The following is a 13,754-nucleotide window of genomic DNA, read 5'->3' on the forward strand; positions in this document are numbered from 1 at the left end:
ATGGAAAGCGTATTAAACAAGAAGACCCTGGATGTTCAAGTCGTCCGGGAACAGTTTCCTATCCTGAAAAGACAAGTAAAGGGATACCCTCTCGTTTACCTGGATAATGCTGCGACATCGCAGAAGCCAAAAGTGGTCATCGATGCGCTCGTTGAATACTATTCCAACTACAACGCAAATATTCATCGCGGAATTCATACGCTTGCCGAAGAAGCAACTGCGGCTTATGAACAGACCCGTGAAACTGTAAGGCAATTCCTTGGCGCTGCCTCTACGGAAGAAATCATCTTCACACGTGGTACCACGGAAGGCATCAACCTGGTGGCTTACAGCTGGGGAAGAGCGAATCTGAAAGCCGGTGATGAAATCATTCTCTCCTCATTGGAACACCATAGCAATATGGTTCCGTGGCAAATGATCGCTGAGGAAAAAGGCGCAAAGGTGAAGATTGTTCCGATCAGTGATGAAGGGGAATTCAATTGGGAAGCATTTGAACTTATGCTTTCAGAAAAAACAAAATTCGTATCCGTTGTTCATGCATCCAATGCGTTGGGCGTGATCAATCCAGTGAAAAAAATAATTGAGGCAGCTCACGCAGTTGGCGCGCTGGTGATGCTGGACGGTGCGCAGTCATCTGTTCACCTGGATATCGATGTACAGGAACTGGATTGTGATTTTTTTGCTTTCTCCGGTCACAAAGTTTACGGCCCTACCGGCGCTGGTGCACTCTATGGCAAGCGTGCGTTGCTCGAAGCCATGCCCCCCTTTGAAGGCGGTGGTGAAATGATCAAACAGGTAACTTATGAATGGACGACATACAACGATCTTCCTTATAAGTTTGAAGCCGGTACACCGAATATTGCGGATACCATCGCATTAAAACCTGCGCTGGATTTTGTTTCGTCGATTGGTAAAGATGTGATTCGTGCGCATGAAGCGCAATTGCTCGAGTACGCAACCAATGAATTGAAGAAATTACCCGGATTAAAAATCATGGGTGATGTAAAAGATAAAGTGAGTGTGGTTTCATTTGTAATGGAAGGAATTCATCCGCAGGATATCGGGATTCTTCTGGACAACCAGGGCATTGCTGTAAGAACAGGACACCATTGTGCCGAGCCTTTAATGAATCGTTTGTGCATCCCCGGTACCAGTCGTGCCTCTTTTGCAATGTACAATACACTGGAAGAAGTTGACTCCCTTATACGTGGTTTGAATAAAGTGATAAAAATGTTGCGCTGATGGAAGCTGTAACTCCGATAACAGCAATTGAAGAAGAAATAGTCGATGAGTTTTCCCTTTTTGATTCCTGGGAAGACAAGTACGAGTACATCATCGATATGGGTAAGAAACTTCCTGCCCTGGAGGATCAGTATAAAAAAGAAGAGAACAAGATTCGTGGTTGTCAGTCGACGGTGTGGATGGTTTCCGAAGCGAAAGACGGAAGAATATTCTACAAGGCCGATAGCGATGCGGTGATTGTAAAAGGCCTGATCAGTATGCTGATCCGGGTTTTCAGCGGACAGAAAGCTTCAGATATCGTGAGCGCGGATATGAAGTTTATTGATGACATCGGTATGAGTACCCATCTGGCACAAACGCGTTCCAATGGGTTACGCGCGATGATCAGGCAAATGAAGCTGGATGCAATGGCATGGAATAGTAAGCAGTAAGAAGTAAGTAGTAAGCAGGCGTTAATAATACCTTGTTGAGAGCTAGCGGTTGGGAAAGCCAAGTGTATCTGACATTGCGACGAGAGACAAGGTTCATGTTCCGGTAGGAACATCTGGTATTGTAGCCTCCCGAAAGCGGGAATGTGGTAAGAGGCAGGAGGTAAAAAGTAGTTTATAGTTGATAGTTTGCAGTTGGACGATTCGGCAGGCAAATGGCTCTTTCAATATCCCCCGGCTTCTGCCAGGGGAAAGAAGTCCCCAACCCGTTGCGAGATCCAATGCATCTGATATTGCGACAAAGGGTAACGTTCATGTTCCGGTAGGCACATCCTGTTTGTAGATCGGATATGTAAATTTGCAAAATGATGAACAGTGACGATTTAAAAGATAAAGTAATAGCAGCGCTGCACGAGATCTTTGATCCGGAGATCCCGGTGAATATTTATGACCTCGGACTGATTTATGAAGTAAGTGTACTCCCCATCAATAATGTACAGGTAGTGATGACATTAACAGCCCCCAGCTGTCCCGCTGCACAGACGCTTCCGCATGAAGTTGATCAGAAAGTCCGTGAAATAGAAGGCGTGAATGATGTTCATGTGGAAGTTACCTGGACGCCGGCATGGAATAAGGATATGATGACGGAAGTGGCCAAGCTGGAGTTAGGGTTCATGTAATATGACATTGCTGGTTGAACGTAAAACGCAGAACCTGCGTTAGCCGGCAGTCAGGCGTTTAACATATGAATCCGATGAACTGAATTCCTGCTTTTTTTCTGCCAATAGTTTTCAAAAAAAAATCCCGTTTCTGTCCCCGCCGTCACTTCGCTCTTTCGGGCAGGCGTTTTTACCGACTTAGCGGCTCCATTTGGCAATCGCTAAATACCAGGCCAAACAACAAACCGCAATGTAAACAGCCAAGGTCTCCGCGAAGAAACAGTCAAGATCTTATATCCTCGAGCCTAATCATTAAAAATTCTTTGCCTTTACTTTGCGGGCTGTATTCTTTGTGTTCCTTTGCGGTTTGACTTATAAAAAAAAGCCAGCGATGACCATGATTACCTCGAAATCCCGGCAATCAGCTTATTCAACTGGACAGTTATCTCATCAAAATTCTTCTTCTGAATAATCTCTTTTGAAAACAACTGACTTCCGATACCGCAGGCAAAGGCACCCGATTTTAACCAGCTGTTGATTGACTCTGCTGTATTCTGTACTCCACCGGTAACAACCACTCTTAAATGAGGCAAAGGTGCAAGAATATGCTTAAGATAATCAGGCCCGAGAATACTACCGGGGAAAAGTTTAATCAGCGGTGATCCGAATTTATAAGCCTGTTGAAATTCCGACGGCGTCATGCAACCGGGGATCCAGGGAATATTATTTTTCAGGCAAACTTCTCCGACTCCAAAATCAAGATTCGGAGCGATGATATAATCTGCACCTGCGTCAATAAATTTCTGAGCGGTTACTACATCGAGTATAGTCCCTGCACCCAGCGTAAGTTCTGGTAATTCATTTTTTACGAATGGAACCAGCTTCTTAAAAACTTCAAATGCTTTTTCATCCCTGTTGGTTAACTCAAATGCGCGGATACCTGCTGCATAACAAGCTTTGATTACAGCAGCACAGATTTCAAAATCAGCAAAATTGAACAAAGGCAATAAACCTGTGGTCCCAATTTTTGCAAGTACAGCATCTTTATCGTATGTTGACATAAATTATCTTTTTATTCTTCCACTGGTATTTCCTTTTACCAGCTCCTGTATTTCCGGAACACTGCATGGTAATGTGTCTCCTTCGATCGTATGTTTCATCACACCCGCAGCGGTCCCGAAATTTATAGAGTCCTGTTTCGACCAGCCATTCATTTCTCCGTAGATATATCCGGCAATAAATGCATCGCCAGTTCCGATTCGTTCAACAATCTGATCGAGATTATACCGATTGCTCATATACAATTGTCCCCCATCCCAAACCTTTCCGGAAAATCGGTTATGCGAGGCAGAAAGCTGCTCCCGGTCAGAACTAATGACAGCTTTTATCGATTGAAATCTCTTCATCAGTTGTTCGCTGATCGAAACGAATGCATCATCCGCACCTTTTGCCGAACCAAACTGAAAAATATTTCTTGTATCATTTTCGCTTGATACAATGTAATTTGATTTGCTGATCAGAGGTTCTATGATCTCTCCCGGCGTTTTCCCGTACTGCCAGAGGTTTGATCTGTAATTCACATCAGCGGAAACATTAATCTGTTTTCGTGCGCAGACTTCAAGTGCCGCATTAAGTGCGTCGGCTGTACCTTGAGAAAGTGCTGGTGTTATACCAGTCCAATGAAACCAATCTGCACCATCGAGGATTTTTTCCCAGTCGAATGTATTTGCATCTACAGTTGAGAAAGCCGAAGGCAGGCGATCATAGACTATTGTTGTAGGCCTGGCCATAGCTCCCTGCTCCACAAAAAAAAGTCCCATCCGTGGTCCGCCAAAACCAACATAGCGGGTATCGATGCCATAATATTTCAGCCATGCAACTGCAGCCTTACCGATAAGGTTATCCGGAAATCGTGTTACATGAAAACTATGAACACCCCAGGATGCCAATGCAGCAGCCACATTGGCCTCAGCGCCGGCATATAACACGTCCATTTTCGTGGCTTGTACAATTCGTTGAACTCCGGTGGCGGTTAACCGCATCATAACTTCACCGAGACTCACCATTTTTTGCATCGCCGAATTTAAACGATCCGGCTGAAACGGGGAAGCATTTTTTGAGGGGAAGGGATAGTGCTGGTTATTTCGTTGTTCGTTGTTCGTTGTTCGTTTAAACAGCCGGCTGTTCCGAAAAACGATGAACGATGAACGAACTCAGATTCCCTCCTTTAGCTTAATATTAAGCAAAATTGAAATAACTGCATCATTAATACTGACTGTCAACTTATGACTTTTCGGATAATTAAATTCAAGGTATTTTTTCAGCATCTGCAGTAATTCAAATTGTGCGCGTTCGAGATTATCGCGGATATTTTTCTTATGCCAGCAGAGATTATAAATGATGGAATCACCCCTGGTTTTTATATTTACTTTTATTGACTTATCCTTATTGATAATTGATTCATTTTTATATGGCAGCGCAGTGAGTGGCAACAAAATATTTCCTGCAATTTTATTGTCCAGTTCCGGACCTGCGATAACCGGATCATAGGAATAATGATCCTGCTCTTTTATCGCAAGATATTTTTTCAGGCCTTCCAGTTCCTGGTTCAGCGATACTCTTCCATTTCCGCTGTGTTCAAAATAGGAATTCAGAAAATCAAGAATATATGCTGACTTGGATTTTACCGCATTGATCTGATCATCACCGCAATTCATTTTTCTTATATCAAAAGCGAGATCTTTAAAAATATCTCTCACTACAAAATGTGACGCTGACAATTTCTCCGTGTGTTTCATGCTCAGGTTCATGGAATAATTTTCCCTGCGCGCCTGCAGCAGATTCTGGTTACTCTTATACCAATGTTTGCCGAATACGATCGCTGCAGCCATACAGCCTTCAAATCCGATGGAGATGGTCATAGAAAATATCGCATTCGGCAGTGGTGCCAGTGCCCTCCTTTTGAATCCAAAAAACTCTTCTATGGGAATAATCATCACCTGGTATTGCACGCGAAAACAGAATGCTGTAAACACGGTAAGAAATAACCAGCTGACGAAAAAACTTACAAATTTTCCCCGGAAGAAAAGTTTTGGAATCAGTAGGTAAATAATAGTGTACACATAGGCCATATCTATAAATGCTGTGGCAAGAACATGAATAAAAGAAGAAAGAAAATGGGAAAGATTGGAAACAGGTTGCTCGGTAAAATTATATCGTGCAAAATATAACTGCGTTGTATAGAACATTATCCATATAGTCCAGAAAGTGACATGGCGCAGGTATACAATCTCCTTTGATCGAGAAAAAATGAAGGTTTGAAAATTCATGGGTGAGTATGTATCAGTTAATGCCATTGTACGAATCCTTTCATATTTGATCTGTGCCTATTAAATAACTAATTGCATACTTAAAATAATAGTTTACAAAAAATATAGACATTCATTGTAAGTTAGAATTATGCTCAACTTATGCGCAATGAAAAAAGTGTGCGCGGTAAAAATCCTGAAGCATTGATATCGAGCCCTGAATCATTTGAAATCTTGCCTGAAAGCAATGCCTGAACGAGAAAACATAGGTAACCGGACACTGCGGGTTTTTGAAAGAATTCTGATTTTGCTGGTCATACCAGCCTCTGGTTTTTTTATTCCTTTGGTTTTTGGTTTATTTTCTGAACAACCTTCAAAAATCGAGTCTGCTCTTTACCTCTCGACTATTATCTTAAGTTATATCGTATGGTTTGGTTGCAGACAGGCTTTTCTCTTTTTGCGGTTCTCTCCCAAAATTCAATTGAGCTATCAGCGGTACATTGTTTTTTATTCCCTTTTCCTGGTAAACTACAGCTATTTTATCGTACTGCTTTATTTCAATATGCTCAATAAGTTTGTACCGGTCCAGGGTCGCTTTCATCTGATTGCCGCGCTAACTACCGTGATTACAATTCTAATTTCGGCAGTCTATGAAATCATCTTACTCATAGATGAAAAACATCGTCAGCAAATCAATTATACTGATCTCGAACGCGCAAAAACACTTACCGAACTTAATGCGTTAAAATCACGCATCGAACCGCATTTTCTCTTTAACTCTTTGAATACGCTTCAAAATCTCATCTCTGAAGATCGTGAACTCGCGCATCAATTTAATCGCACACTGACAGACATCTACCAGCAGATTCTCACCGTATCCGATAAGAACTACGTCACATTGAATGATGATCTGGCCATGATGTATAAATATTACGAGCTGATTTCTATCCGGTTCCCGGAAGCAACGCAGCTCTCTATCGACATCGCCCATTTCGATATGGAGGCAACACTTCCCCCATTATCGCTGCAAATACTTTTAGAAAATGCCCTTAAGCACAATCGATTTTCCAAAAAAAATCCACTGCGTATACTGATTGAAATTGACAGGAATTTTATCAGCTTTTCTAACAACAAGACGAAAAGTCTTCCTGATATTCAACGCTCTCAAAACGGGCTCAGAATTTTATGTGAAAGATTTCAGTTATTGCAGAATAAAAAGATTGAAATAATCAACGACCAGGCAATGTTCACAGTGATGTTGCCATTATAAATGATGCTATGAAAGTATTGCTGATTGAAGACGAGATTAATAATACGCAATGGCTTAAAAAATTGTTGCTCGAAGCGGATCCGCATATCGAAATTCTTGCCGCCCTGGAAACAGTTGAAGATTCGATCGGCTATCTCGAACATGAGCATAATGCTGACCTGATTTTTGTGGATATCAAATTATCAGATGGACTATGCTTTGAAATATTTGAGCAGGTGAAAGTAAACCTGCCTATCATTTTCGTTACCGCATACGACGAATATGTTATCAATGCATTACAGTATAATTGCATCGACTATTTACTGAAACCTGTGGAACTGGAAAAATTAAAAAGCGCACTTACAAAATTCCGGGAAACTGAGAACTATTTTATGCATAGAAATTTCCGTGCATTTTTTGATCAGCTAAAATCGGGCAGCCCCAAAAAACTGGTAGTAAAAAGAGGTTTCGAATTTCAGACAGTGTCATATTCCGATATCGCTTTCTTTTTTGTTGAACAGAAAATCGTTTTTTGTGTTGATGTCACAGGAAAAAAATATACAACTGAGTGGGCCAACCTGGCTGATGTATATACACTGATCGATAAAAACCAATTCTTCCGCGCAAACAGAAAATACATCATCAGTGCAGAATTTGTAAAAAGTTTTAAACACATTGATTTCGGAAAAACACTTGTTGAAATGCAGGTTCGGACGCCCGAGGAAATTGTTATCAGCCAGGAGAATTCGCAGGTGTTTCGGAATTGGATCAGGAATATACATTGACGCATTGCGTTGAACGTTCAACGTCGAACGTTTAACGTACAAGCACATACCTGAAATTCCCAAAATTCCCCAGTGCGCTTGAATGATTCAACGTTATATCCAGCGTCTCCTTACAGGAAAAAACAAAATTGTTACTTCCTGTTGTCTGGGCTGAAATATCCGGTGCACCGGGATAACTTCCATACACCTGTTTGGCAACGCTAGCAAAACCTGTTACAGGATCGATACTGACTATAAGATCCTTTGCATCTATGGAAAGCGGAAACGGGGTTTTAAGAGTGATTTCATTCTCGCCCGGACCTGCAGCCACTTCAATCTTACCACCAACATTTCCGTCCCACTGATCGACAGCGATAGTGAATTCACCAGTCATGTTGTTGGTATAAGGACAAACGACCGTCGCCGTCCAGTTGAATACACTATTGAAAGCGGGTTGTCCTTCGATATCATCTTCCGTATTCGAGATATCAAATACTCTTCCGTCCGCGGTAACCATCTGATTGTAAAAAGTATATTGCTGACCTGGCTGAATATCCGTAATTGGAATTCCCAATGCCGCTGCAAGTTCAGCTCCTGTCACAGCGAGTGTAAAAAGGGAATCTGTCGCAGAAACTTCTTTTACCAACTTCCAATTCGACTCATCAGGATCTGGTCCGCCAGCGACAGCATAAATGTTTACTTTCTGAAGCTCTGATCCGACCGGCTTAACTTTTATTGCCACTGTTGAGGCCGCAGCATTTGTTGCATCCAGTAACAAATTTTCCGTTTCAACAAGATTCAGATACGATCCGATGCTATAACTGGAAACATTCTGGATAAGATCATCCTTGTGGCAGGAAACAGTTATAAATGAGATTGTGCTTAACAGTAATATTATTTTCCGCATGTGACCGTGTTTTTATTTCAGGAAATTATCAGGGTTATTGTCCCAGAATACTTTTTCAGCAACACCTGGTTTTTGTGGTACGTTCTGATTCAGATTGGCTGACACTGCAGGATAAAACATAGAACGAACAAATGGACCAGGTGTCGAACTGAGTGTGAGCTGCATGTTATCAGGTTTACCCGTGCGGCGGTAATTATTGTACGCATCCGTTCCATTTCCCCAAAGCGCGAGGTACCATTCCGTCATCAGCACATTCAGTTTTCCATCAGCATCTTCCGCATCATATCGACTGAGCACTTTAGCAACATAGTTATTGATATCCGCCGTGGTAGGCACCCGGTTCTCAGGAATACTCAGCGAAACTTCCGCAGGAAATGCGAGTACGCGGGCGATCGATTTTCGTACACCTGATTCGAGTAATGCTTTCGGATCACCGGGTGTACCCAGTGTAAGTGCAGCTTCAGCAAGTGCGAAGTCTGTAAAGTTTGCCATCCATAGTGGAAGTACACCCTGTCCTTTTGCGCCCTGGTTTTGAGCCACGGATGCATTGTTACTGTTGTCAAAAACACCGGCCGCAGGGTACACGCCATAGACTGTGCGCTTATCCGTATCCTGTGGTATGCCATCATTGTTTCCATGATCACGACCCCAGTAACCAGCAGGGAGAATACAGAACGGCATATCTGCAGGATAGTGGGCAGGCCTTGGTAACACACTGCATGGCAATTGCTGCGCATCCCAGCCACCTGAGCTGGTACGCTGGCGATACAGGTAATAACGTGTACGCGGATCCGTTAGTCCTTTTTCCTGGGTAAGGAGATACATAAAATAAGTGCCTACATACAAACCGCCGAGAGTACCGGCATTGTTATAGGTATCAATATATTTCGGGTGACGGCTTATCGGGTTTTCCTGTACAGTACTGAAGCGAAAAACAAATTCCTCTGACACATTATCGATCAGATCGTTTTCCGCAATCAGGTTTTCAATTACTGATTTTGATTGTTCAGTAGTCACGAGCCTGGTGGTTAGAAAGGCTCTTAGTTTTAGTGTTTTAGCAAGAGTTAGCCAACGGCTACGATTTCCGGAATAGAAAAGATCATTGGTTGGAGCAGCCGACGGTGCCCTCTGCAGATAAAGAATCGCGCTGTCAAGATAAGCTACAGAACCGGCGTACACTTCAGCACCACTGTCCTTGTGCGGATTGGTATTCTCGTTGCCTCGATTGGCCTCCGAAAAAGGTATATCTCCAAAATAATCAACCAATGTCATAAAAGTATATGCATTCAGCACATAAGCCATCGCAACATGTGTGGTCAGATTCTTCTCCTTCGCGATTGGCAACAACGCATCATTATGCTTGATAATATTTGTATATGCAGCGATCCATGAGAGATTGAAATTTTCCGGAGTATATGCATTCGTATATAGCGGACCAAACATGGTTTCCATCCTCACAAGCTGCGCTCCAAAATCAAGCAAAGGGAACGTAGATGTGGCCAGGAATTCACTCAGGCCTACCTGGGCATGATTAAGATACAGATCAACGTTTGCATTTTCCGGCGAGGCACTGCTCGGATCATTCCGGTAACTTTCATACCTGTCTTTTATGCTGCAGGAAAAAAATATTATGAGGAATGATAGAATATATCCTGATCGTTTTAATTTCATAAAATAACTTTTCGATTGTTAGAAAGTAACTCTGATACTACCGCCGAAACGTTTTGAAGATGGTGCTGTCAGCAATTCAATCCCGCGACCATTGGCAACACCCAGGCTCGAAGTTTCAGGATCGAAATTGGTGTACCTCGGAATATTGGGTACATGATAAAAAAGGTTCTGTCCTGAAAGCGTAAATGATATTCCACCAAAGGGTGTTCTTTCGAGTGTACGTGCCGGTAAGGAATAAGAAAGTGAAATTTCCCTGAGCCGTATACAGGTTGCATCGTATACTCCATACTCACTGGCGCCACCCTGGAAATTCTCGAAATACATATTGACAGGTGTTGTCTGAATAGTATTTATGTTTCCGTTACCATCAGATCCCGGTGCAATGAGAGGAAGATACCTGTCGAAATCAGTATCCTTTGAAAGACCACGACCCAGCAATGTATTTATCGTTGTTGAAAAAATATCTCCGCCACGAGTGTAATCCCATTGCATACGAAAACTTATGCCTTTATAAGTAAGTGTGTTGATGGCAACAAGCCGATAATCCGGATTCGGATCGCCGATTATGCCAGGAACCGGGTCGATGATATACCAACCGTTGTTGTCCACCATCGGCATGTTATTCTTAGGATCTCTCGACACTTTACTTCCGAAAAGTAAACCGAGCGGTTTCCCATTCTGCGCAATAGTGGCGAGATCTGCAAAACCATTGGTGATTATGAACTGTACATCATCAGGTATATTGTTCACTTTACTCCGATTGAGTGTGAAGTTGGCGTCCAGTTGCCAGGTGAAATTTTTATTTTTAATGATGGTGTATCCTGCAGCAATCTCGATCCCTTTGTTAGTTACATCACCTGCGTTGATGGTTGTACTTGTGTATCCTGTGGCAGGATCGAGGTCACGTGCAAAGATCTGATCCTTCGCTTTCCTGTTGTACAGAGTGATGTCGATCATTCCGCGATTCCTGAACAGTCTCGCTTCCACACCGACTTCAATCTCCTGTAGTAATTCAGGCTTCAGATGGCTGTTGGGCAATTCATCAGGAATAGAATTGGAATTGATGATGGTACCATCGCGGGTCTGAAAAATACTGCTGTTGATGCTTAAAGCAGAACGCGTATTGTATGGAAGCGGGAATCTTGCAGAAGTAGAGTACCCCGCTCTGAGTTTCAGGTAGTTCAAAGTTCCGCTACTCGTCCATCCTTCAAATGCGGAAGTAGGAATAAATGATACGCTGGCACTTGGATAGAACAGACTGTTGTTTCCCTTTTCAAGCGTAGAGACCCAACTGTTTCTGCCACCTACTGTCATGTACAGGTATTCTTTATAACCGACCAGTGCCTGCGCAAAAGCGCCTATGCTTTGCTGTTTGGTAATATAGTCGAGATCAACATCTGCATCACCAAGAATGCTATGACTGATAAAATTGCTGTGATCAAACAAACCATACACCAACTGCTGTGTGCTGGATAGTCCGTTTTGTTCGTAGGAGTCTTCTCTTGAATTCACCCCGGCATCAACATTCAACTGCCAGTCGTCATTGAACTGATTTACATAATTGATGAGGAAGGTATGATCCCAGATATTATTCATTCCATTCACCGTTCTGTAAAGCCCATTCACAGGACCATCGATGCCGCCCTTGTTCTGCGTTGTTTCATGAAACTCATTATACCTGTCGTAACCCAGGCGATAACTGAGATTCAGGCCTTTTAGAAATGGCGCAGCATATCTCAGCTGCAAATTACCGTACATCCTGTCAACCTTTTGTGACGTAGATGAATTGTGTACTGTCCACAACGGATGCTGAATATCATTGTTACCGCGATAATAAACACTGGATTTGTCAACCGGATTTTCATACGGCAGATTCATCATATCGATTGTTCTTGGTGTGTAAACCAGGTCTCCAAAAACAGAGGATCCCAATACTGCACTGTTACCGTTACTATATCCGGTTGGAGGTGAAGTGAATTTACTGATCACATAATTAAATGTTCCGCTGGCTGTAAGATTGTTGGACAGTTTTGCATTTCCACCGAGGCCGAAAGTGTATCGTGAAAACTTATTCCCAGGGGTAAAACCCTCATCCTGCAGCTGTCCGAAATTCATATTGTAATTGATGCCGGACCCATTACCCGCGAGATTTACCGAAGTTGAATTCACAACACCTGTTCTGAAAAAATCTTCCACACTATTATATGGCTTATAATCATAGGTAGCGCCTACATACTGTGGAAAGACATTGTTCAATGCAGGCCGGTCATACGGATGTTTGAGTTGTTGTGGAGGATTTGTTATTCTTGCGCCCCAGTTACTGAATGCAAACGTGGCAACGTTATCAATACCACCACCCCAGTTGTTCTGATAGTCGGGAAGGTTTGCAGGTTTATTAAAAAACAAAGTTTGATCAACAGTGACTTCCTGTTTTTTATTGAGCTTCCTTGTTGCACTGTTTTTTGTTGTGATCAAAATAACGCCGTTTCTTCCCTGTTCGCCGAAAAGAGTAGAAGCACTCAGGCCTTTCAGAACATCGACTCTTTCGATATTGTTTGGATCGAGATCAAGAAAACGACTTGACGTTTGGTTACCATAACGAAAATCAGATTGTGCGTTGGTGCTTCCATTAAATGGAACACCATCAACAACAAAAAGCGGCGTTGCTCCCCCTGTGATACTGGAAGCACCTCGTATAATGATATTGGTTCCGCTTCCTGAAAGTCCGCTAGTCGCGAGTACGTTCACACCAGGCGCTTTTCCATTCAGAATCCTGGCGATATCACCTTCCGGCCTCGACTCGATATCTTTTTTATCGACCGAAGAAACGGCGTAGCCTAAAGCCTTTCTTTCTCTTCGTATACCCAATGCCGTTACTACAACTTCCGACAGCACTTTTTGTGCAGTACCCAGTGAAATGGACATATTTGCTTCTGCGGGAAGCTCCCTGGTTTCATAACCAACGCTGGAGATTACCAGTCGTTTTCCGGCTGTAGTCGTCAATTTAAAAACACCATTGACATCTGTGACAGTACCGTTTTGCGTGTCTGCTTCGCGAATGGAAACATTCTGAATAGGATTACCGGTGGAATCAACCACCCTGCCATTGACTTCCAGTTTTTGTGCGTGAACCCGGAGTGTAACTGATAATAAAAAAAAGAGCGTAAAAAATTTCCTCATACGTTTGGTTTTAGAATGTTACCGGAATTCTATTACCTGCTTGGACAGTCAATGTTAAAAAAATGATGTTTCAGGTGAAAAGCTATAAACCTGAAGTACCAGAAAGAGTTCCTGAAATACAAAGGCCGGAGGCCGAGATCGGAATGACGAATGGAAAAAAGCAAGTAGTGGGTAGTAAGTAGGAGTTAGAACCCGCTGTTGTTGAAAACCTGCGGGTTTGCGAAGTGTTGTTTTCGCATCATTCAAGATTTATTTTCAAATCAAAGCTTTGAAAACAAGCCTATTTCGAAATCTGACCTGAATTCCTGGTGGGCTAATGCCCGGAACAAAAAATGTTCAAATACCT

11 protein-coding genes are annotated in these 13,754 nt (G+C 42.7%); 5 read left to right on the forward strand and 6 right to left on the reverse strand.

Annotation, left to right across the window (positions count from 1 at the left end; translation table 11 throughout):
- The 3 genes from P2W82_RS10180 to P2W82_RS10190 all read left to right on the forward strand — a co-directional run bounded on the left by P2W82_RS10180 (position 1) and on the right by P2W82_RS10190 (position 2,350).
- Positions 1–1,242 carry an aminotransferase class V-fold PLP-dependent enzyme gene (locus P2W82_RS10180; protein ID WP_336515770.1) on the forward strand — a complete coding sequence of 414 codons (1,242 nt, stop codon included), beginning with the start codon at positions 1–3 and terminating at the stop codon, positions 1,240–1,242.
- Positions 1,242–1,673, forward strand: a complete 432-nt coding sequence (locus tag P2W82_RS10185; RefSeq protein WP_336515771.1) for a SufE family protein — start codon at positions 1,242–1,244, stop codon at positions 1,671–1,673. The genes P2W82_RS10180 and P2W82_RS10185 overlap by 1 nt, the downstream gene beginning before the upstream one ends.
- Before the next feature lie 362 nt (positions 1,674–2,035).
- The gene (locus tag P2W82_RS10190) at positions 2,036–2,350 is read left to right on the forward strand and encodes an SUF system Fe-S cluster assembly protein (RefSeq protein WP_336515772.1); all 315 of its coding nucleotides are present in this window, start codon (positions 2,036–2,038) and stop codon (positions 2,348–2,350) included.
- Positions 2,351–2,730: 380 nt separating this feature from the next.
- Here P2W82_RS10190 and P2W82_RS10195 read toward each other — a convergent pair whose 3' ends face one another.
- The 3 genes from P2W82_RS10195 to P2W82_RS10205 form a co-directional block, all read right to left on the reverse strand.
- Positions 2,731–3,390, reverse strand: coding sequence for a beta/alpha barrel domain-containing protein (locus tag P2W82_RS10195; RefSeq protein WP_336515773.1), 660 nt, complete (start codon positions 3,388–3,390; stop codon positions 2,731–2,733).
- Positions 3,391–3,393: 3 nt separating this feature from the next.
- Positions 3,394–4,404: a sugar kinase gene (locus P2W82_RS10200; RefSeq protein WP_336515774.1), complete on the reverse strand. Its 1,011-nt coding sequence runs from the start codon at positions 4,402–4,404 to the stop codon at positions 3,394–3,396.
- 138 nt (positions 4,405–4,542) lie between these two features.
- Entirely contained in the window at positions 4,543–5,658 is a 1,116-nt protein-coding gene (locus tag P2W82_RS10205) for a hypothetical protein (RefSeq protein WP_336515775.1), read from the reverse strand.
- A gap of 226 nt (positions 5,659–5,884) precedes the next feature.
- On the opposite strand from P2W82_RS10205, the gene P2W82_RS10210 reads away from it, so the two are divergent.
- Together P2W82_RS10210 and P2W82_RS10215 are read left to right on the forward strand one after the other, a co-directional pair.
- Positions 5,885–6,907 carry a sensor histidine kinase gene (locus P2W82_RS10210; RefSeq protein ID WP_336515776.1) on the forward strand — a complete coding sequence of 341 codons (1,023 nt, stop codon included), beginning with the start codon at positions 5,885–5,887 and terminating at the stop codon, positions 6,905–6,907.
- Between the two features lie 8 nt (positions 6,908–6,915).
- Positions 6,916–7,671 (forward strand): LytR/AlgR family response regulator transcription factor, encoded by a 756-nt coding sequence (locus P2W82_RS10215; RefSeq protein WP_336515777.1) that lies wholly within the window; start codon positions 6,916–6,918, stop codon positions 7,669–7,671.
- Positions 7,672–7,702: 31 nt separating this feature from the next.
- On the opposite strand, the gene P2W82_RS10220 is transcribed toward P2W82_RS10215, so the two are convergent.
- The 3 genes from P2W82_RS10220 to P2W82_RS10230 are packed head-to-tail and all read right to left on the reverse strand — an operon-like array spanning position 7,703 to position 13,408.
- Entirely contained in the window at positions 7,703–8,557 is an 855-nt protein-coding gene (locus tag P2W82_RS10220; RefSeq protein WP_336515778.1) for a hypothetical protein, read from the reverse strand.
- Positions 8,558–8,569: 12 nt separating this feature from the next.
- Positions 8,570–10,228 (reverse strand): SusD/RagB family nutrient-binding outer membrane lipoprotein, encoded by a 1,659-nt coding sequence (locus P2W82_RS10225; RefSeq protein ID WP_336515779.1) that lies wholly within the window; start codon positions 10,226–10,228, stop codon positions 8,570–8,572.
- 18 nt (positions 10,229–10,246) lie between these two features.
- Complete coding sequence (locus tag P2W82_RS10230; protein ID WP_336515780.1) at positions 10,247–13,408, reverse strand: SusC/RagA family TonB-linked outer membrane protein; 3,162 nt, start codon at positions 13,406–13,408, stop codon at positions 10,247–10,249.
- Positions 13,409–13,754: the final 346 nt, after the last annotated feature.

The sequence above is a fragment of the Pollutibacter soli genome (genome assembly GCA_029269725.1).
In the GTDB taxonomy this organism is placed as follows: domain Bacteria; phylum Bacteroidota; class Bacteroidia; order Chitinophagales; family Chitinophagaceae; genus Pollutibacter; species Pollutibacter soli.